22 protein-coding genes are annotated in these 20195 nt (G+C 71.0%); 17 read left to right on the forward strand and 5 right to left on the reverse strand.

All coding sequences use genetic code 11. The features are described from left to right. Positions 1-71 precede the first annotated feature (71 nt). Positions 72-1253, forward strand: coding sequence for a quinolinate synthase NadA (gene nadA, locus AC07DC_RS27100; protein WP_478917087.1), 1182 nt, complete (start codon positions 72-74; stop codon positions 1251-1253). Between the two features lie 91 nt (positions 1254-1344). Here nadA and pspAA read toward each other — a convergent pair whose 3' ends face one another. Together pspAA and AC07DC_RS27110 are read right to left on the reverse strand one after the other, a co-directional pair. Continuing rightward, on the reverse strand, positions 1345-1623 hold the full coding sequence (gene pspAA / locus AC07DC_RS27105; RefSeq protein WP_478917088.1) for a PspA-associated protein PspAA: 279 nt from the start codon (positions 1621-1623) through the stop codon (positions 1345-1347). 21 nt (positions 1624-1644) lie between these two features. After that, complete coding sequence (locus tag AC07DC_RS27110) at positions 1645-2415, reverse strand: PspA/IM30 family protein (RefSeq protein ID WP_138356210.1); 771 nt, start codon at positions 2413-2415, stop codon at positions 1645-1647. A 194-nt stretch (positions 2416-2609) separates the two neighbouring features. On the opposite strand from AC07DC_RS27110, the gene AC07DC_RS27115 reads away from it, so the two are divergent. The 3 genes from AC07DC_RS27115 to AC07DC_RS27125 all read left to right on the forward strand — a co-directional run bounded on the left by AC07DC_RS27115 (position 2610) and on the right by AC07DC_RS27125 (position 5136). Beyond that, positions 2610-3197 (forward strand): DUF3043 domain-containing protein, encoded by a 588-nt coding sequence (locus AC07DC_RS27115; protein WP_478917089.1) that lies wholly within the window; start codon positions 2610-2612, stop codon positions 3195-3197. 86 nt (positions 3198-3283) lie between these two features. Then, positions 3284-3985, forward strand: coding sequence for a class I SAM-dependent methyltransferase (locus AC07DC_RS27120; protein ID WP_478917090.1), 702 nt, complete (start codon positions 3284-3286; stop codon positions 3983-3985). A gap of 56 nt (positions 3986-4041) precedes the next feature. Continuing rightward, positions 4042-5136, forward strand: coding sequence for a S1C family serine protease (locus AC07DC_RS27125; protein ID WP_478917091.1), 1095 nt, complete (start codon positions 4042-4044; stop codon positions 5134-5136). A gap of 390 nt (positions 5137-5526) precedes the next feature. Here AC07DC_RS27125 and AC07DC_RS27130 read toward each other — a convergent pair whose 3' ends face one another. Further along, entirely contained in the window at positions 5527-5736 is a 210-nt protein-coding gene (locus AC07DC_RS27130; RefSeq protein ID WP_478917092.1) for a hypothetical protein, read from the reverse strand. Between the two features lie 118 nt (positions 5737-5854). On the opposite strand from AC07DC_RS27130, the gene AC07DC_RS27135 reads away from it, so the two are divergent. The 9 genes from AC07DC_RS27135 (at position 5855) to AC07DC_RS27175 (ending at position 14496) form a co-directional block, all read left to right on the forward strand. Next, positions 5855-7060 carry a bifunctional adenosylcobinamide kinase/adenosylcobinamide-phosphate guanylyltransferase gene (locus AC07DC_RS27135; RefSeq protein ID WP_478917093.1) on the forward strand — a complete coding sequence of 402 codons (1206 nt, stop codon included), beginning with the start codon at positions 5855-5857 and terminating at the stop codon, positions 7058-7060. Positions 7061-7693: 633 nt separating this feature from the next. Further along, on the forward strand, positions 7694-8842 hold the full coding sequence (gene cobT, locus AC07DC_RS27140) for a nicotinate-nucleotide--dimethylbenzimidazole phosphoribosyltransferase (protein WP_478917094.1): 1149 nt from the start codon (positions 7694-7696) through the stop codon (positions 8840-8842). Positions 8843-8957: 115 nt separating this feature from the next. Then, on the forward strand, positions 8958-10736 hold the full coding sequence (locus AC07DC_RS27145) for a phosphatidylglycerol lysyltransferase domain-containing protein (RefSeq protein ID WP_478917095.1): 1779 nt from the start codon (positions 8958-8960) through the stop codon (positions 10734-10736). Next, positions 10733-11428, forward strand: coding sequence for a hypothetical protein (locus tag AC07DC_RS27150; protein ID WP_478917096.1), 696 nt, complete (start codon positions 10733-10735; stop codon positions 11426-11428). Before AC07DC_RS27145 ends, AC07DC_RS27150 begins: the two co-directional genes overlap by 4 nt. Positions 11429-11610: 182 nt before the next feature. Beyond that, complete coding sequence (locus AC07DC_RS27155) at positions 11611-12336, forward strand: adenosylcobinamide-GDP ribazoletransferase (RefSeq protein ID WP_478917137.1); 726 nt, start codon at positions 11611-11613, stop codon at positions 12334-12336. Positions 12337-12419: 83 nt separating this feature from the next. Further along, positions 12420-12629, forward strand: coding sequence for a type II toxin-antitoxin system VapB family antitoxin (locus AC07DC_RS27160; protein WP_277437830.1), 210 nt, complete (start codon positions 12420-12422; stop codon positions 12627-12629). Further along, positions 12626-13048 carry a PIN domain-containing protein gene (locus tag AC07DC_RS27165; protein ID WP_478917097.1) on the forward strand — a complete coding sequence of 141 codons (423 nt, stop codon included), beginning with the start codon at positions 12626-12628 and terminating at the stop codon, positions 13046-13048. Before AC07DC_RS27160 ends, AC07DC_RS27165 begins: the two co-directional genes overlap by 4 nt. 107 nt (positions 13049-13155) lie before the next feature. After that, a complete protein-coding gene (locus AC07DC_RS27170) occupies positions 13156-14034 on the forward strand; it encodes an AraC family transcriptional regulator (protein WP_478917098.1) in 879 nt (292 codons plus the stop codon). Between the two features lie 69 nt (positions 14035-14103). Beyond that, positions 14104-14496: a helix-turn-helix transcriptional regulator gene (locus AC07DC_RS27175; protein WP_478917099.1), complete on the forward strand. Its 393-nt coding sequence runs from the start codon at positions 14104-14106 to the stop codon at positions 14494-14496. Between the two features lie 5 nt (positions 14497-14501). On the opposite strand, the gene AC07DC_RS27180 is transcribed toward AC07DC_RS27175, so the two are convergent. Continuing rightward, the gene (locus tag AC07DC_RS27180; protein WP_478917100.1) at positions 14502-14909 is read right to left on the reverse strand and encodes a DUF2690 domain-containing protein; all 408 of its coding nucleotides are present in this window, start codon (positions 14907-14909) and stop codon (positions 14502-14504) included. Positions 14910-15013: 104 nt separating this feature from the next. Beyond that, positions 15014-15502: an ATP-binding protein gene (locus tag AC07DC_RS27185; protein ID WP_478917101.1), complete on the reverse strand. Its 489-nt coding sequence runs from the start codon at positions 15500-15502 to the stop codon at positions 15014-15016. Positions 15503-15619: 117 nt separating this feature from the next. Here AC07DC_RS27185 and AC07DC_RS27190 point away from each other — a divergent pair, with 117 nt between their 5' ends. From AC07DC_RS27190 to lpdA, 4 genes are all read left to right on the forward strand, one after another. Next, positions 15620-16471, forward strand: coding sequence for a helix-turn-helix domain-containing protein (locus tag AC07DC_RS27190; protein WP_478917102.1), 852 nt, complete (start codon positions 15620-15622; stop codon positions 16469-16471). Positions 16472-16482: 11 nt separating this feature from the next. Next, complete coding sequence (locus tag AC07DC_RS27195) at positions 16483-16677, forward strand: DUF397 domain-containing protein (protein WP_478917103.1); 195 nt, start codon at positions 16483-16485, stop codon at positions 16675-16677. Between the two features lie 128 nt (positions 16678-16805). Further along, positions 16806-18317, forward strand: coding sequence for a leucyl aminopeptidase (locus AC07DC_RS27200; RefSeq protein WP_478917104.1), 1512 nt, complete (start codon positions 16806-16808; stop codon positions 18315-18317). A gap of 444 nt (positions 18318-18761) precedes the next feature. Then, complete coding sequence (gene lpdA / locus AC07DC_RS27205; protein ID WP_478917105.1) at positions 18762-20150, forward strand: dihydrolipoyl dehydrogenase; 1389 nt, start codon at positions 18762-18764, stop codon at positions 20148-20150. Positions 20151-20195 lie beyond the last annotated feature (45 nt).

Below are 20195 nucleotides of genomic sequence, written 5' to 3' on the forward strand. Positions count from 1 at the left end.
CACGAACGGGCTATCATAGATAACGTCAGGTAGACGAAAAGGCTGTGCTGCACAGAAAGGGCTCCGGGCCCGTGACCACCACAGAACCGCTGGATGTGCTGGATGTTCAGCCCACGCCGCTCGCCCTGCTGCTGCTCGGGCGGGAGTCCGATCCCCGTAGCGAGCGCGGAGTTGACTGTCCCGGCGACCTGCCGGCCGCTTCCGACCCCGACCTGGTCGAGCGCGCCCGCGCCGCCAAGGCGAAGCTCGGGAGCAAGGTCTTCATCCTGGGCCACCACTACCAGCGCGACGAGGTCATCGAGTTCGCCGATGTGACCGGTGACTCGTTCAAACTCGCGCGGGACGCCGCCGCCCGCCCGGAGGCCGAGTACATCGTCTTCTGCGGTGTGCACTTCATGGCCGAGTCCGCGGACATCCTCACGTCCGGCAAGCAGGCGGTGATCCTCCCGGACCTGGCGGCCGGCTGCTCGATGGCCGACATGGCCACCGCCGAGCAGGTCGCCGAGTGCTGGGACGTGCTGACCGAGGCGGGCGTGGCCGAGGCCACCGTCCCGGTCTCCTACATGAACTCGTCCGCCGACATCAAGGCCTTCACCGGCCGGCACGGCGGCACCATCTGCACCTCCTCCAACGCCGAGCGCGCGCTGGAGTGGGCGTTCTCACAGGGCGAGAAGGTGCTCTTCCTTCCCGACCAGCACCTGGGCCGCAACACCGCGGTGCGCGACCTGGGCCTGTCGCTCGACGACTGCGTCCTCTACAACCCGCACAAGCCGAACGGCGGCCTGACCGTCCAGCAGCTGCGCGACGCCAAGATGATCCTGTGGCGCGGCCACTGCTCCGTGCACGGCCGCTTCTCGATCGACTCGGTCGAGGACGTCCGCGCCCGGATACCCGGTGTGAACGTCCTGGTGCACCCCGAGTGCAAGCACGAGGTGGTCTCCGCCGCCGATTACGTCGGCTCGACGGAGTACATCATCAAGGCGCTGGACGCGGCCCCGGCCGGCTCCGCGTGGGCGATCGGCACCGAGCTGAACCTCGTCCGCCGGCTCGCCAAGGCGCACCCGGACAAGCAGATCGTCTTCCTCGACAAGACCGTCTGCTTCTGCTCGACGATGAACCGCATCGACCTGCCGCACCTGGTGTGGACGCTGGAGTCGCTGGCGGACGGCAAGCTCGTCAACCGCATCCAGGTCGACGAGGAGACCGAGCGCTTCGCCAAGCTGGCCCTGGAGCAGATGCTCGCCCTGCCGTAAGGCCTGGAACGCAGAACGGGCGGGCCGGGACCCTGAGGTCCCGGCCCGCCCGTTCATGAGCGGTACGAGGTGCGAGGTGCGGTGGCGCGGCTCAGCCCGGGATGAGCCCGTCGTCGCCGAGCATCTCCCGGACCTCCGTGAGGGAGGCGTCGGGAGACGGAAGGATCAGCTCCGACGGCTCCAGGGAGGCGTCGGGCAGCGGTTCGCCCAGTTTGCGGACGGCGTCGAGCAGGGCGCCGAGAGTCCCCCGGAAGCCCTCCTCGTCACCGCGCTCCACCTCGGCGAGCAGCTTGTCGTCCAGCTTGTTCAGGCCGGCGAAGTGGCTGTCGTCCAACTTCAGCTGCCCCTCCCCCATGATCCGTACGATCATGACGGCGCCTCCTTGGTCGGTCTACTGCTTGTCCATCCGCGGCTTGTCCTCGGGCTGCTTTCCGCCCTCGATGGCCTGCTGCGGGGTGCCGCCGGCCAGCTCGGCCTTCATACGGGCCAGCTCCAGCTCGACGTCCGTGCCACCGGACAGCCGGTCCAGCTCGGCCTGGATGTCGTCCTTCTGCAGGCCGCTCTGGTCGTCCAGGGCGCCGGACGCCATCAGCTCGTCCAGGGCACCGGCCCGCGCGCGCAGCTGCTCCGTCTTGTCCTCGGCACGCTGGATCGCCATGCCGACGTCGCCCATCTCCTCGGAGATGCCGGAGAACGCCTCGCCGATCTTGGTCTGTGCCTGGGCCGCCGTGTACGTGGCCTTGATGGTCTCCTTCTTGGTACGGAAGGCGTCCACCTTGGCCTGCAGTCGCTGCGACGCGAGGGTGAGCTTCTCCTCCTCGCCCTGCAACGTCTGGTGCTGCGTCTCCAGGTCCGTGACCTGCTGCTGCAGCGCGGCCCGGCGCGACAGCGCCTCACGGGCCAGATCCTCACGACCCAGCGCCAGCGCCTTGCGGCCCTGGTCCTCGTAGGTCGACGACTTCTTCTGCAGCTCGTTCAGCTGCAGCTCCAGGCGCTTGCGCGAGGTGGCGACATCGGCCACACCTCGACGTACCTTCTGCAGCAGTTCCAGCTGCTTCTGGTACGAGTAGTCAAGCGTCTCGCGCGGGTCCTCGGCCCTGTCCAGGGCCTTGTTGGCCTTCGCGCGGAAAATCAATCCCATCCGCTTCATGACACCGCTCATGGGCCTCGCGCGCCCCCTTCTCGGACTACAGCTCCAGCACCTCTACAGACCCCACAGTACGGGCCCTGGTTCCATTACCGCACTGTTCCGCGACGGATGCGCTCCTCCCTAGGGACGATCACGGTTCGGTGACCTAAGGCCCAAGGAGTAGGTGAGGGCTGGGGTTCCCGCTCCGGGGCACGTAACCTGGAGTCGTGTTCCGACGTCGTTCCCCAGATGAGCAGGACTCAACCACCACGGTGCTTGAGGACCAGCCCCGCGACCCGCAGGCTCCCAAGGGTCGCCCCACGCCCAAGCGCAACGAGGCCCAGGGCCAGCGCCGCACCCGTGCCACCGTGCCGACCGACCGCAAGGCGGCCGGCAAGCAGGCACGGGAAGCACGCCGTGCCGAGATGGCCAAGCAGCGCGAAGCGCTGGCCGGTGGCGACGAGCGCTACCTGCCCGCCCGAGACAAGGGACCGGTGCGCAAGTTCGTCCGGGACTATGTCGACTCGCGCTACCGCGTCGCGGAGTTCTTCCTTCCGCTCGCGGTGGTCATCCTCGTCCTGAGCATGATCCAGAACACTCAGCTGCGGAACCTCTCGCTGCTGCTGTGGATGGTCGTGATCGTCCTGATCCTGGTCGACTCCGTCATCACCACGATCCTGCTGCGCAAGCAGCTGCGCACCCGCTTCCCCGACAAGAACCTGCGCGGCGCTGTTGCGTACGCCCTGATGCGGACGCTCCAGATGCGCCGGCTGCGGCTGCCGAAGCCGATGGTCAAGCGCGGCGTGAAGCTCTGAGCACCGGCAGATCCGGGTTCGAGGGCGGCGCTGCCGCTTGGCTGGACGGGCTCGGCGGGCTGCGCAACATCGTCCGCCAGGAACTGGTGGCGCGGCAGCTCGACGAGCAGATAACGGCCCGCTTCGCCGTGGGCCGCCGGCTGCGGGTGCTCGACGTCGGCCCCGGCCAGGGCACCCAGGCGCTGCGCCTGGCACGCGCCGGGCACCAGGTCACCGGCCTGGAGTCCGACCCGGCGATGCTCGACGCCCTGCGCACCGCGCTGGCCGTCGAGCCGGAGGGCATACGCGAGCGGGTCTCCCTGATAGCGGGCGACGGCCGCGAGACCGGCCGCCACTTCGGCCCCGGCAGCTTCGACCTCGTGCTGTGCCACGGCGTGCTGATGTACATGCCCGAGCCCGATCCGATGCTGGCGGCGCTGGCCCGGGTGCTCGCGCCCGGCGGCCTGCTGTCGCTGCTCGTACGCAACGCCGACGCGCTGGCCATGCGGCCGGGGCTGCTCGGTGACTGGCCCGGCGCGCTGGCGGCCTTCGGCAGCCAGACGTACACCAACCGGATCGGCCTCGAGGTGCGTGCCGACCGCCGGGAGGCGGTGACCGCGACCCTGAACGGGCTGGGCACTCCGGTGCAGGCCTGGTACGGGGTGCGGGTCCTCACCGACACCGCACCGAACGACGCGCCGGTACCCGCGGACCTCGAACCGCTGCTGGCCGCGGAGGAACTGGCCGGGCGGACCGACCCGTACCGCGCCGTGGCAGCGCTGCTGCACCTGTGCGGTGTACGCGCCTAGGCCCGATCAGCCGCCAGATCATCCCTTTTGTCTCGCATAAAAGGGACACTTCGGTCATGAGTGGATCCATGACACGCTCCCTGGCCAACCGCTGGGCGCGCCCCTGCGCCGCCGCCGTCTGCGCGGCGGCGCTGCTGGTGGGATGCACCTCCGGTTCGGACAAGCCGTCCGCCACCACGCCGGCCCCGTCCGCCCCGACCTCGTCCGCCGCGGCACCCACCTCGTCCGACCAGCTGCAGGCCGAGTACCAGAGCGTCGTGAAGAACGTCCTTCCGTCCGTCGTCCAGATCACCACGGACGCGGACCTGGGCTCTGGCATCGTCTACGACGACCAGGGCCACATCGTCACCAACGCGCACGTCGTCGGCGACGCCCAGAAATTCAGCGTCACCCTTGTCACCGGCGGGAACCCGCTGGACGCCGTGCTGGTCTCCTCGTACCCGGCGGAGGACCTCGCGGTGATCAAACTCAGCAGCCCCCCGAAGGATCTGAAGCCCGCGAAGTTCGCCGACTCCGCGAAGGTGGAGGTGGGCCAGATCGTGCTGGCCATGGGCAATCCGCTGGGGCTGTCGGGCAGCGTCACCCAGGGCATCGTCTCGGCGGTGGGCCGGACCGTCAGCGAGGGCGACAGCAGTAACGGCGGCACCGGCGCCACCATCGCGAACATGGTGCAGACCTCGGCCGCGATCAACCCCGGCAACAGCGGCGGCGCCCTCGTCAACCTCGACAACGAGGTCATCGGCATCCCGACCCTGGCCGCCAGCGATCCGCAGATGGGCGCGGGAGCGGCGCCGGGCATCGGCTTCGCGATCCCGGCCTCGACCGTCACCACCGTCGCCGGCCAGATCATCAAGAACGGCCGGGTCACCGACTCCGGCCGCGCCGCCCTCGGCATCACCGCCCGCACCGTGATCGGCGACGACCTCCAGCCGTCCGGCGTCGCCGTGATCTCGGTGGTCGACGGCGGAGCCGCCGCCAAGGCGGGCCTGAAGGCTGGCGACGTGATCACCAAGATCGACACGACCGAGATCTCGACGCTCCAGTCCCTGACCGAAACCCTGGCCTCCCACAAACCGGGCGACAAGATCCAACTGACCTACACCCGAGCAGGCGCCACGCACACGACCGAGGCCACCCTGGGCTCGATCTGACCACCCGCGCGCCCCTGCTCCCACAACCGGCACGGGCTCCTTCGGGAGCGGAGGGCCCGACTCAGACGCGAGGGCCCGGCATCGGACGCGAGGGCCCGGGATCGGTTCGGACGCGAGGGCTCGGATCGGACGCGATGCTCGGGCTCGGATCGGACGCGAGCGGCCGGGATCGGACGCGAGGCTCCGGCTGGGCTCGGACGCGAGGGGCCGGGATCGCAGGCGTGGGGGTCCGAAATGCTGCCGAGCTATTTGTGAGCCGCCAGGCTCGTAAATAGTCGATTTCGGACCCCCGCGCCGGAGAGCCCGGCCCCGACCCCGCACCGGCCCGCACAGACCGCCCGCACAGACCCGGCACCGGCCGAGCCCGGCCCGACCCCGCGCGCCCCGCCGCTATTCCTCGGTACCGTGCAGGCTCATCGGGCCGTAGATCTTGGTTTCCCCGTCGAAGAGCACGACCTGGTCCGCCCCACCCTCAGCCAGATCCTTCCAGAGCTCGCCGATCCACGACTCGGCATCACCCTGCGTCGTGAACTCCTCCGGCTGCACCGCAGGCGCAACCTCGGTGCCGTCGGCCTTCTCGAACCGCCACGTCCACGCCATGTATTTCTCCTCGGTCCTCGGTCCACAGCTGCTGCTGTCCGTCGTGTGCCTGTCCCGCAGGGTAACCGCATGGCGGACCTGGCGAGCCCGCCGTACGCGGACGCGAGACGATCGGGGGGTGGAACTGACACTGCTCGGCACCGGAGGCCCCGAGGGCCTGCCGCTGCCCGACTGCCCCTGCGCCGCCTGTGCGAGCGCCATCGGCGACCGCGACGGGCCGCGCGCCGCGACCGCCGTGCTCGTGGACGGCGTGCTGCTGGTCGACCTCACCCCCGGTCTGGCCTTCGCCGCCGCCCGCTCCGGGCACTCCCTCGGCGGCGTGCGGCAGACACTGCTGTCGCACCCGCACGACGGGCCCGCGGTGGAGATCCCCGTCGGCCTGCCGGCGCCCGGCCGCGTCCCCGACGGGCAGGAGCTGACGCTGCTGACCGGGCACCGGGTGCGCGCGGTCGCAACGGACGCGCCCGGCACCGGCTACGCGATTGAGGGGCCGGACGGGATGCGCGCGCTCTACCTGCCGCCGGGCTGCGCCCCGGCCGGGGTCCAGGAGGCCACCACGCCGTACGACGTGGTGCTGTTCGACGCGGTCTCCCGGCCCGACGCGCTGGCGCGGCTGCGCGCCGCCGCGGCCGTGGGCCCGACGACCGACGTCGTCGCGGTGCACCTCGACCACAGCGTGCCGCCCGGGGCCGAGCTGCGGCGGCGGCTCGCCGCGCTGGGCGCGCGCGCCGTCCCCGACGGCACGACGCTGGTGGCCGGCGACTACCACGACGTACCGGACGTGCCCCGCCGCACCCTGGTGCTCGGTGGCGCCCGCTCCGGCAAGTCCGTCGAGGCCGAGCGGCGGCTCGCCGCGTTCGCCGACGTCCTGTACGTGGCCACCGGCGGCAGCCGCGAGGGCGACGAGGAGTGGGCGCACCGCGTCGCGCAGCACCGCGAGCGCCGGCCGGGAACGTGGGCGACCCAGGAGACGTGCGACCTGGTGCCGCTGCTCGCCGCGGACGGGCCGCCACTGCTCATCGACTGCCTCGCGCTGTGGCTGACGTCCGCGATGGACTCCGTCGGCGCGTGGGACGACGAGAAGTGGTCGTCGGCCGGCGAACGCGAACTGCACGCCCGGGTCGCCGAGTTGACGGCGGCCTGGCGGGGGACGCGGCGAACGGTGGTGGCGGTGAGCAACGAGGTGGGTTCGGGGGTGGTCCCGGCGACGGCTTCGGGGCGCCGGTTCAGGGACGAGTTGGGGCGGCTTAATGCCGCCGTGGCGGGCGAGTCGGAGCATGTGCTTCTTGTGGTTGCGGGTCAGGCGGTTTCGCTGCGCGGCTGATGGGTTTTCGTACGGGCGGGGCCGGGCTCTCCGGCGTGGGGGTCCGAAATCGACTATTTAGGGCCTGGCGGCCCACAAATAGATCGGCAGCATTTCGGACCCCCACGCCTGCGATCCCGTCCCCTCACGTTCGAGCCCCGGTGGGGGGTGGGTGACGGGCCCGCGCCACCTGCGGGTTGAGGGTGGAACTCCGGGCCGCGGCCGGCCCGCGCCCGTCCCCTCGCGTTCGAGCCCCGGTGGAGGGTGAGTGACGGGCCCGCGCCACGTGCGCGTTGAGGGTGGAACTCCGGGCCGCGGCCGGTCCGATCCCGTCCCCTCGCGTTCGAGCCCCGGTGGGGGGTGAGTGACGGGCCCGCGCCACCTGCGGGTTGAGGGTGGAACTCCGGGCCGCGGCTGGTCCGATCCCGGCCCCTCGCGTAGCGCGAGCTTTCGGCCCCCGCGGGCTGCACGGTGGTGAGCAGTGCCGGCACGGCTCGGGAGGCTGGTGGCGAGCCGTCGCCGGACACGGTGTGCTCCACCCCTCACGCCCGCGCCGGTAGGCGCACCGGCCGGAGGCCGGCCCCCGCACGCGCGGCCCGCGCCGGCAGGCGCCCACTTCCCCTGGCCCGAGGCGCAGCCGGTACTGTGCGGCGAATGAGCGGCCTGAATCTCGATGACTTCGGCTCCCTGGTGGAGCGTCCCGACGCCGGCGTGCGCCGTGACGCGCAAGACCGGTGGCAGCGTCTGGTGAGCCCTCCGGGGGCTCTCGGCAAGCCTGCGGAGCTGGCCGAGTGGTTGTCCGCCGCCCAGGGGCTGGTTCCGGCGCGGCCGATCGCGCGGCCCCGGGTGCTGCTGTTCGCCGGGGATCACGGCGTGGCCGGCCTGCGCGTCTCGGCGCACGAGGCCGGGACCGCCGTGGCGCTGGTGCGGACGGTGCTCGACGGCGGGGCGGCGGTGAACGTGCTGGCCCGCCAGTTCGGGGCCCAGGTCCGCGTGATCGACATGGCCCTGGACTGCGATCCGGCGGAGCTCCCCGCCGAAGTCACCGCGTACCGCGTGCGCCGCGGCTCCGGGCGCGTCGACGTCGAGGACGCGCTCACCGTCGAGGAGGCCGAAGTGGCCTTCCGCGCCGGCATGGCCATCGCCGACGAGGAGGCCGACTCCGGCACCGACCTCGTACTCCTCGGCGACATCAGCGTCGGTGGCACCACGGCCGCCGGCATCCTCGTGGCGGCGCTCTGCGGTACGGACGCCTCCGTGGTGACCGGCCGCGGCTCCGGCATCGACGACCTGGCGTGGATGCGCAAGTGCGCGGCGATCCGCGACGGGCTGCGCCGGGCCCGCCCGGTCCTCGGCGACCAGCTCGAACTGCTGGCCGCGAGCGGCGGCGCGGATCTCGCCGCGATGACCGGCTTCCTGCTGCAGGCCGCCGTACGCAAACTGCCCGTCGTCCTCGACGGAGTCGTCACCGCGGCCTGCGCGCTGGTCGCGCAGCGCGTGGCGTTCCGGGCGCCCGACTGGTGGCTCGCGGGCCAGGCCAGCGGTGAGCCGGGCCAGGCCAAGGCCCTGGACCGGCTCTCCATCGAGCCGCTGCTCGATCACGGCGTGCGGCTCGGCCAGGGCACCGGCGCGCTGCTCGCGCTGCCGCTGCTGCAGGCCGCGGCGGCGCTGGCGGCGGAGTTGCCGGACGTGTCCGGAGAGCCGGTCGAGGAGCGGACCCCGGAACCCGTCGCGGAGCCCGTCGCCGTCACGTCCGACGAGCCGCCCGCGGACCCGCCCCGCGACGCGATCGACACCCCGTAGGACGACCTTCCGCCCGCCCTCCGGGTGGGCGGAACGCGGTCGCCGCGGGCGTAGCCGGATCCGGCCACCACCCCTGCGACGAGGATCCGGACATTCCGTCATAAGATCCACAACTATGGGAATGGGCAGCACGGCACCGGGTCGCACACCGCAGGACGGGGAGGGCCGTCCGCACGTCTGGGGGCAGCGCTGCGCCGCCTACGCCGTCTGGTATCTGCGGGCTGTCGCCTTCCTCAACTTCCTCGGGGCGGTGTGGGTCTCCTTCGGCGCCGACATCCGGCGGCACAACATCGAGGACCTCTTCACCCCGTATCTGCTGACCGCGGGCTTCACCACGGGTGTGTTCGCGCTCTTCTTCGCGATCACCATGCGGCGGCGCAAGCGGGCCGCGTGGGTGCTCAATCTCGTGCTGAGCGCGCTGGTCCTGGTGGTGCTGGCGCTGGCGATGGGCTTCCCCGAGTACCGGGACCACGTCCAGAACTGGATCACCCTGGCCCTGACCGGCTCCTTCGTCGCCGCCCTGCTGGTCGGCCGCCGCGAGTTCCGGGCCAAGGGCGACCGCTCCAATCCGAAGCACGCGATCCTGGTCGCCGTCGGCGGCCTCATCGTGGGCGCGCTGATCAGCGCGCTGCTGGTCACCGCCACCAACAGCGAGCACGGCTCGAACTTCGGTGCCGCCTTCCGGTACGCGATCATGCGCATGATCGCGCTCGACCCGAATGACGACAATTACGCCAACATCTCAACGCCCGGGTGGGTGGATGTCGTCATCAACGTCATGAGTGCGTTGCTCTTCCTGCTCGTGCTGTACGTGGCGTTCCGCTCGCCGCGCGGCCGGGCACTGCTCGGCCCGCAGGACGAGGCCAAGTTGCGCGGGCTCCTGGACCGCTACGGCGACCGGGACTCGCTCGGTTATTTCGCGCTGCGCCGCGACAAGAGCGTCATCTGGTCGCCGAGCGAGAAGTCCGCCATCGCCTACCGAGTCGTCGGAGAGGTGTCGCTGGCCTCCGGCGACCCGATCGGCGACCCCGAGGCGTGGCCCGGTGCCATCGACGCCTGGCTCGCCGAGGCCCGCGAGCACGCCTGGGTGCCCGCGGTGATGGGGGCGAGCGAGGAAGCCGGCGTGATCTACGCCCGGCACGGCCTGGACGCCCTGGAGATCGGGGACGAGGCGATCGTCGAGACCGCCGAGTTCACCCTCGACGGCCGCGCGATGCGCACCGTGCGGCAGGCGTACAACCGCGTCAAGCGGACCGGCTACACCGTCCGGATCCGGCGGCACGACGACATCCCCGCCGACGAGATGGACGGGATGCTGGAGCAGGCCGACGCCTGGCGTGACGGTGAGACGGAGCGCGGTTTCTCGATGGCGCTCGGCCGGCTCGGCGACCCCGCCGACGGGCGCTGCGTCATGGTCGAGTGCCATGACGGCGAGGGCGTGCCGCGGGCGCTGCTGAGTTTTGTGCCGTGGGGCCCGCAGGGGCTGTCGTTGGACCTGATGCGGCGTGACCGGGATTCCGACAACGGGTTGATCGAGTTCATGGTCATCGAGCTGATCCAGCGCGCCGCCGAGGTGGGCGTGCGGCAGATCTCGCTGAATTTCGCGATGTTCCGCTCGGTGTTCGAACGCGGCTCGAAGCTCGGCGCCGGGCCGGTGCTGCGGTTCTGGCGCTCCCTGCTGACGTTCTTCTCGCGCTGGTGGCAGATCGAGTCGCTGTACCGGGCCAACGCCAAGTACCGGCCCATCTGGGAGCCGCGCTACCTGCTGTTCGGCAAGAGCAGCGAGCTGCCGCGCATCGGTATCGCCAGCGCCCGCGCCGAGGGCTTCCTCGAAGCGCCGCGGCTGCCGTCCCCGCTGCGCAGACGTGACCGGGATCGGATCGCCGCCCGGTGAGCCCATTCAGCAAGCGCCTCCGCGACTTCGCATACGTCGAGTGGGGCGGGATCTACCGGGACGTCCTGTTCAAGCTGCGCACGAAGAAGCTGCGCGCGATCCCGCTGACCCTCTCCGCGTGTCTGTCCATCCTGACCCTGCAGGTGATCCAGCACTCCGGGACCACCGGAACGGCGTGGGTCAACCGGCTCGGCGGCGTCTACGCGACGCTCCCGTGGTGGAAGGCGCTGCTCCGCACGCCCCTGTCGCTCTTCGTCCCGGACCCGTCCCTGCCGGTGTGGGGGCTGATCGCCCAGGTCGTCTTCATGTTCGGCATCGCCGAGATGACGGTCGGCAAGCGGCACACCCTCGGCATCGGACTCCTCGCGACGCTGGCCGGCACGTCCTTCGCCCGCTACTCGCTCGCCGTCGGTCCCGACGGCTTCCTCGGGCTCCCGGTCTCCACCCTCGTCGTGCGCGACACCGGCCCCTCGGCGGCGGTCGTCGCCCTCGGTGTCTACGTGGCCTGCCGGTACCGCTCCTGGTTGACGGGGAGCGTCCTGATCCTCGCCATGCTCGTCGAGGTCGTCTTCATCGTGAACCTCGCGGGGTTCGAGCATCTGACGGCGATCGTGGCGACGCTGCTGCTGTGCGGCCTGGAGGGCCACCTCCGGCGGCGCCGGGAGGCGGCGGAGAGTCTGCCGCCCCTGTAGCGGGGCCGGGTTCCGCGGGGCCGGATTCCGCGGGCCGGGTTCCGCGGGGCCGGGTTCGGGCCCCGGGGTAGCCTCACGCGGTGACCGACTCCGACGAGCCCTCCACCGCCGAACCCGCGCCCGCCGCCTCCCCCGCTTCCCGTGAGGACGCGCTCCGCTTCGCCTTCGGCACCCTCACCGCGCTGCCGGTGACCGTCACCCGCTGGGACCGGTCCGCCGCGCGCGGCGGGATGCTCTGCGCGCCGGTCGTCGGCGCGGTGGTGGGGCTGGTCGCCGCCGCGGTCGGCGGGCTGCTGCTGTTCCTGGACGCCTCCCCGCTGCTCGCCGCCGTCGCCACCGCGGCCGTACCCGCCGCCCTCACCCGCGGCCTGCACCTGGACGGCCTGGCCGACACCGCCGACGGGCTCGGCAGCGCCAAGCCCGCCGAGGACGCCCTGCGGATCATGAAGCAGTCGGACATCGGACCCTTCGGCGTACTGACGCTGCTCTTCGTCCTTCTCGCCCAGGTTGCCTGCCTCGCCGCCCTGTACGCCGACAGCTGGTCCCACGGCGCCGCCGCGGCCGCCGTCTCCGCCGTCGTGGCCCGCACCGCCATGACGCTGGCCTGCCGCGACGGCGTCCCGCCGGCCCGGCCCGGTGGCCTGGGCGCCGCCGTGGCCGGTACCGTCCCGCTCCGCGCGGCCGCCCTCACCGCCGTCGCCGTTCTCGTCGTCGCGGCGGCGGCCGGAGCCCTCTTCGGTCTCTCCGCCGCCCTCCACTTCACCGTCGCCGCCGTCCTCGCCCTCGCCACCGCCGAACTCCTTCTGCGCCACTGCCGCCGCCGCTTCGGCGGCATCACCGGCGACGTCTTCGGCGCCCTGTCCGAGACAGCGGCGACGGCGGCCCTGGTCGTCCTGTCCCTCGGCTGACAGCCGACGCCATGGGCTTGTGCATTGCTCGACACCTTCCGTCGTATATACACTAGAAGCCTGTCATCTATATGGGAGGCGTCATGTCCAAGCTGCTCCTCGAAGTCGACGACGACGCTCTCGCCAAGGCCGCCGAGCTGCTCGGCACCTCGACCAAGAAGGACACGGTCAACACCGCGCTCCAGGAGATCGTCAAGCACCGCAGCCGCGCGATAGCGCTGGCCGAACTGCGTGAGATGGGCGCCCAGGGGGACTTCGACATCCTTCTCGACAAAGGAAACTTCCGACGGTGACGACGGTCTCCTACCTCGCCGACACCTCGGCCGCCGCCCGGCTGTTGATCAGCGACAAATTCGACGAACAGTGGGGGCTCGCGCTCAACAACGGGCTCATCGCCCTCTGCGACCTCACCGAACTGGAGATCCTGTTCTCCGCCCGGTCACGATCCGACCGCGTGGCGAAGCAGGAACGCCTGCACCAGATCTTCAACTGGGCCCCCACACCGGACGGCATCTTTCAACGGGCCCGCGAGGTCCAGGAGCTCCTCACCGGGCACGGCGAGCATCGCTCGGCCGGTCCTGTGGACCTCGTGGTGGCCGCCGTGGCGGAGCTCTCGGATTTGACGCTGCTGCACTACGACGCGGACTTCGAGACCATCGCCAGACACACGCACCAGCGCACGCGTTGGCTTGCCGAACCGGGCACGGCCTGAGCCACCCGGCAGGCCGCATCTGACCGGAAAGGGTGGTCCGATCCCTTTCCGTGCACCGCAGGATGGCAAGAGCTGAACAGTTCCGGGGTCACGGGGGGAAACGGACGATGCAGCAACTGGCGTGTCCTGAGGGCCGCTGGGAGGTGGCGACGGCGCTGCCGCACGCCCGGCTGCGACCGGGGGTGCAGAGCTATCGCGGGTTCCGGCTGGACCTGGGCCTGCCGCGCCAGCGGCTGGAGGTTCCGGACGGCGCGGTGACGCTGCTGTTCTCCTTCGACCACGAAGTGCGGGTGACGGAGGCCCTGACGCCGTCGGCCCCCGGCAGCGCCCACCGCTCGATGCTGGTCGGGCTGCGCACCACCGCCGGTCTCGGGCGGCACAGCGGCCGGCTGTACGGCCTGGAGGTCATCCTCTCCCCGTGGAAGGCGTTCTCGCTGTTCGGGATAGCGATGCACGAGCTGGCCGACACGATCGCCGACCCCGTCGACCTGCTCGGCCCCCGCTGCCGCGACCTCACCGACGCCCTCGCCTGCGCCCCCGGCTGGGGCCGGCGCTTCGAGCTGCTGGACGCCGCCTTCCTGCGCTGGTCCGTGGACGCGCTCCCCGCCTCGGACCGCGTCCGGTACGCCTGGCGGGAGCTCGCCAGGACCTCCGGCGCCCTGCCCATCGGCGAGCTCGTCACCGCCACCGGCTGGGGCTGGCGGCAGTTGGAGAACCGCTTCCGCGAGGAGATCGGGCTGACGCCGAAAGGCGCGGCGCGCGTCATGCGGCTGCGCAAGGTGCTGCGGCTGATGGCGGCGGACCTGCCGGTGGCCGATATCGCCGCCGAGTGCGGGTTCAGCGATCAGGCGCATCTGAACCGCGAGTTCAAGGCGATGATCGGCCGCACCCCCCGCCAGTTCCGGCACGCGCGCGGCCTGGACTTCGCGGGCCCACCGACCGTGGACCGGGTGGACGGCCAGGTCACCAGCGTCATCCTGACCTGACCTCGGCCGACCGCACCGAGTGCGAATTTCTTCAATACCGGGCGACCCCCGCTCTGCGAGCCTGCCGTGGTGTACGACATCAGAACGGCCCCGTCCGCCCCGGCGGCATTACGGCGCTACCACGAACTGCTCGCGGACCAGAACCGGTTGCTCGCCGAACAGAACGCCCTGCTGGAGCGGATCCAGGCGTTCACCGCCCTGGCCACCGTGCCGGCACCCACCGCGCCCGCCGCCTCCCGCCGTGATCCACCCGTACCGCCCCCGACGCTCGTCCAGCGCAACATCCTGCTCCTCCTCGCGGACGGCACCAAGGACAGTGCCATCGCCCGCCGGCTGGGCGTCAGCGAACGATCTGTCCGCCGCCACGTCGGCTCCCTCGCCGAACGGGCCGGAGCCAGCAACAGGTTCACCCTGGCACTGGCCGCGGCCCGCCTCGGCTGGTTACCGGCCGACGACCGGTAGCCCGTCTAGTACCAACCGGTACACACAGTGGTGCCGTTGAACCCGCACGCACGCATGACGTAACCCGCGTCGTTGTAGGCCGGTGTGTGGGTGTCGCTGCCCGACTGCTGGGTCGTCATCCCCATCGGCCCGGTCCAGGTGGATCCGCCGTTGCTCGACCGGTCGACCCACACCTTGTTGCCCACGTTGGAACTGCTGATCCGTCCCCACGCGCACCGGCTGGACGTGCTGTACCGCAGCTCGATGTACATGCTCCCGTTGTGCGCGGCCTTCTTGCTCACCGCGTTGCTCGTACTGCACGCCGCAGGCGCGCTGGGCGCCGCGCTCGCGACGGGGGCAAGGGTGACGAGACCCGCCGCGACGATGGCGGTACTTCCGATTCCTGCGGCGATCCGGCGCTTGAGCGAAGACATCTGCGATTCCCTTCGACTGGCTGCTGGGACCTCCCGATTGCATCAGCCGAAGCCCACCCGGACGAGGGCGAACAGGACAAGCGTCCCCTTCCGGACACCGGCGGTCACCGAGCCGGTCGGCCTGCCGCCAACTCGAACCACATCAGCTTGCCGCAGAGCCCGAACGGCTCCTCTCCCAGCGCGTATCCGCCGCACCGGTCCGAGAACAGGTCCAGCAGGAAGAGCCCGCGCCCGCCGTCCGCGTCCGGCTCCGGCGTCAGCGCCGCCGGCAGCTCCGGGTTGCTGTCCCGGACCGTCACCCGCAGCCGACGGGGCTCCCAGTTGACCCGCAGCGAAGCCGGGCCCTCCGCGTAGCGGTACGCGTTCGTGGCCAGCTCCGACGTCAACAGCGCCGCCGTGTCGACGAGTTCACGTAAGCCGTGCGCCACGAGCACGGCCCGGACGGTCGACCGCGCGATCCCGGGCGCCCGCGGATCGTGCGGCAGTTGAAGGCAGTACTCCCACTGCGCCGGTTCGCGCGGGGTGGGTTCGGGACACGACGGTTGCACGGCGTACATGTTGCCCTCCGGGCCGGGTTTAGTGGCGTGGGTCACATCGTAGAGGCTTGTGCACACAGTTGTTACCGTTCGCGGGAAACTGGTGTGCACATCGGGCCGTGGACCCGTCCCCGCAGGCCCGGCACACTGTGTGCCAGCGAAGAGAGAAGGCACATGGCACCGAGGACTACGCCCACAGCACGCCAGCAGCGCTTCGGCGTTGAGGTGCGCAGGATGCGCGAGCACGCCGGGCTGACCACCGCTCAGGCGGCGGAACTGCTGGGCACGGACCGGGCGATGATCTCCAACATCGAGGCGGGCCGGGTCGGCGTCAGCGAGGAGCGACTGCGGCACCTCGCGCTGCACTACGAGTGCCCCAACGAGGCGTTCATCAACGCGCTGGCCGAGATGACCGGCGGGCGCAAGAAGGGGTGGTGGGAGGAGTACCGGAGCAGTCTGCCTGCCGGATTCCTCGACGTGGCCGAGCTTGAGCACTACGCGGTACGGCTGCGCACCGCCCAGACCGTGCACCTGCCGGGGCTGCTGCAGACCGAAGACCACGCGCGATCGCTATTCGACGTGGTTGTCCCGCCGCTGCCCCGACTGGAGGTCGAACTGCGCGTGGCTCACCGGCTCAATCGGCAAGCCATCCTCGAAGGGGATGCCCCGACCCCGTACACCGGGATCATCCACGAGGCGGCCCTGCGCATGCAGTTCGGCGGCTCCGCGACGGCCCGCGCGCAACTCCAGCACCTGCTGGCCGCGACCGACCGGACCAACGTCACTCTCCTCGTGATCCCCTTCGCCGCAGGCGGGTTTCCCGGAGCCGATCAGTCGATCCTCTACGCCGAAGCGATCGTCCCCGAACTCGACACCGTCCAGATCGACACGTCGCACGGGCCGGAGTTCATCGACGCCCAGACGCAGCTGGTCAACTACAGACGCCGGCTGGACCTGATGGAGCAGAAGGCTCTGCCCGCCAGCGAGTCCCAAGAGTTCATCGGCGCCATCGTGCGCGACCTGTGAGAGGCACCCCAGTGACTGACTGGCAGAAGTCGTCCTTCAGCGGCGAGGGTGGCAACAACTGCATACAGCTCGCCGTCGCCGGTCCCCGCGTAGCCATACGCGAAAGCACAGAACCCGGGGTGATCGTGACCACCACCCCCGCCCGGCTCAGGTCGTTCCTCGACGAGGTCAAGACAGGGGCCCTCGACGCGCCGCGTCAGGCGTAGGCTCGACCGCGGCACAGGCGGCGCAGCCCTGGCGTGCCGCCCCGCGGGCGTGGCGGAATACGATGCGAGGGGCGCGGCCGGCCCACCCCTTGGCCGACAACTTTCGACGGAACAGGACCACCCTCACCGTGACTGTACTGACACTCAGCACTTCCTCCGGCGCAGCGTTGCGCGCGGATGCCGTCGTCATCGGCGTGACCAAGGGCGCCAAGGGCCCCGAGGTCGCCGCCGGTGCGGAGGCCGTGGACGCGGCGTTCGACGGCAAGCTCGCCGCGACGCTGGAACTCCTCGGCGCCTCCGGTGGCGAGGGCGAGGTGACGAAGCTCCCGGCTCCGTCCGGCGTCAAGTCGGCGGTGGTCCTCGCTGTGGGTCTGGGTGAGACGCCCACCGACGGTGCCGGTTACGACGCCGAGGCGCTGCGCAGGGCGGCCGGTGCCGCGGCGCGTGCGCTGAGCGGGACGAAGAAGGCGGCGTTCTCGCTTCCGGCCACGGACGCGGCGGGCGTGGAGGCGGTGGCGACCGGCGCACTGCTGGGCGCGTACTCCTACACCGCGTACCGGGTGGACAGCGCCGGTGGCAAGGGTCCGCTGGGCGAGGTCGCCCTGGTGGGCGCCAAGCCGCGCGACAAGGCGCACAAGGCCGCGGCCGAGCGGGCGACCGCGGTGGCCGAGGAGGTCAACCGGGCGCGTGACCTGATCAACATGCCGCCGAACGACCTGAACCCGAAGGCGTTCGCGACCGCGGTCCAGGCCGCGGGCAAGGAGCACGGCCTCAAGGTCGAGGTGCTCGACGAGAAGGCGCTGCTCAAGGGCGGCTACGGCGGCATCATGGGCGTCGGCCAGGGCTCGGCGACCCCGCCCAGGCTGGTGAAGGTGGCGTACACCCACCCGAAGGCGAAGAAGACCGTCGCGCTCGTCGGCAAGGGCATCACGTACGACTCGGGCGGCATCTCGCTGAAGCCCCCGGGCCACAACGAGACGATGAAGTGCGACATGAGCGGTGCGGCCGCCGTGTTCGCGACCGTCGTGGCCGCGTCCAAGCTGGGCCTGCAGGTCAATGTGACCGGCTGGCTGGCGCTGGCGGAGAACATGCCGGGCGGCAACGCGACGCGTCCCGGCGATGTGCTGAAGATGTACTCGGGCAAGACCGTCGAGGTGCTGAACACGGACGCCGAGGGCCGGCTGGTCCTGGCGGACGCGCTGGCGCGCGCCTCGCAGGACAACCCGGACGCGATCGTGGACGTGGCGACGCTGACCGGCGCGATGGTGCTGGCGCTCGGCAACCGTACGTTCGCGATCATGTCGAACGACGACGGCTTCCGTACCGCGCTGCACGAGACGGCGACGGAGTCGGGCGAGCAGGCGTGGCCGATGCCGATGCCGCCGGAGCTGCTCAAGGCGATGGACTCCCCGGTCGCGGACATCGCGAACATGGGCGAGCGGGCGGGCGGCGGCCTGGTGGCCGGCCTCTTCCTGCAGGAGTTCGTGGGCGAGGGCATCACCTGGGCGCACCTGGACATCGCGGGCCCGGCGTTCAACGAGGGCGCGCCGTTCGGCTACACCCCCAAGGGCGGCGCCGGCACGGCGGTCCGCACGCTGGTCCGGCTGGTCGAGAAGGCCGCCGCGGGCGACGTGCTCTAGCGCGCTGACCGTGCCGGCTGCGGTGCGGTCACCACACTGGTTCGCCGGGTCCGCCCTGCGACCGAACGCGTCCCCGAGGGCCGGGCGGGCCACCAGCGGCCCGCCCGGCCCTCGGGCAGCGCGGCAGAACGACCCGTCACCCGGTGCACTCTGCCGGTCACGGCACTAGCACGCCCGGGGCCGTACGCGCGACCGGGCAGGTGTTCGCCCTGAGCGAGATTCCGCCGCCCGGAGTGCCCCTTACGGGCCGGTAGCCTCCCAGGATGAGGCTTAAGTCCGTCTCAGACCCCGGCCCGGTGGCCCGTCCGCCGCGAACAAGTGCGAAGATGTTGGTCGGCACGACAGGGCCCAGTTTTCAAAGTTTTTAGACATAGCGGCCGAATAACAGCCGCCGCCCGGTCACCACAGACCGGCTCCGGCGTACCCCTGCATGGAGGACGTGACGTGGCGAACGACGCCAGCACCGTTTTCGACCTAGTGATCCTCGGCGGCGGCAGTGGCGGTTACGCCGCGGCGCTGCGCGCGGCGCAGCTGGGCCTGGACGTCGCCCTGATCGAGAAGAACAAGCTCGGTGGCACGTGTCTGCACAACGGCTGCATCCCCACAAAGGCTCTGCTGCACGCGGGCGAGATCGCCGACCAGGCTCGCGAGAGCGAGCAGTTCGGTGTCAAGACCACCTTCGACGGCATCGACATGGCCGGTGTCCACAAGTACAAGGACGACGTGATCGCAGGCCTGTACAAGGGCCTGCAGGGGCTGGTCGCCAGCCGCAAGGTCACCTACGTCGCGGGTGAGGGCCGGGTGTCCTCCCCCACCACCGTCGATGTGAACGGCGAGCGCTACACCGGCCGCCACCTCCTGCTGGCGACCGGCTCCGTGCCGAAGTCGCTTCCGGGCCTGAACATCGACGGCGACCGCATCATCTCCTCGGACCACGCGCTGGTCCTGGACCGCGTCCCGAAGTCCGCGATCGTGCTGGGCGGCGGCGTCATCGGCGTCGAGTTCGCCTCCGCGTGGAAGTCCTTCGGCGCGGACATCACGATCATCGAGGGCCTGCCGCACCTGGCCCCGCTGGAGGACGAGAACAGCTCCAAGATCCTGGAGCGCGCGTTCCGCAAGCGCGGCATCAAGTTCAACCTCGGCACCTTCTTCCAGAAGGCCGAGTACACGGCCGACGGTGTGAAGGTGACCCTCGCCGACGGCAAGGAGTTCGAGGCCGAGCTGCTGCTCGTCGCCGTCGGCCGCGGCCCGGTCTCGCAGGGCCTGGGGTACGAGGAGGCCGGCGTCGCGATGGACCGCGGCTACGTCCTCGTCGACGAGTACATGCAGACCAACGTGGCGACCATCTCGGCCGTCGGTGACCTCGTCCCGACGCTCCAGCTCGCGCACGTCGGCTTCGCCGAGGGCATCCTGGTAGCTGAGCGGCTGGCCGGTCTCAAGGCCGTGCCGATCGACTACGACGGCGTTCCGCGCGTCACGTACTGCCACCCGGAGGTCGCCTCCGTCGGTATCACCGAGGCGAAGGCCAAAGAGCTGTACGGCGCCGACAAGGTCGTCACCCTGAAGTACAACCTCGCGGGCAACGGCAAGAGCAAGATCCTCAAGACCGCAGGCGAGATCAAGCTCGTCCAGGTCAGGGATGGTGCCGTCGTCGGCGTCCACATGGTCGGTGACCGTATGGGCGAGCAGGTCGGCGAAGCCCAGCTGATCTACAACTGGGAAGCGCTGCCGGCCGAGGTCGCACAGCTCATCCACGCGCACCCGACCCAGAGCGAGGCGCTCGGCGAGGCCCACCTGGCCCTCGCGGGCAAGCCGCTGCACTCGCACGACTAAGCCCCTCACCACGCACCCCATCCGCACAGATCGTTAGGAGCAACC

The organism is Streptomyces sp. NPDC045021, assembly GCF_056432645.1.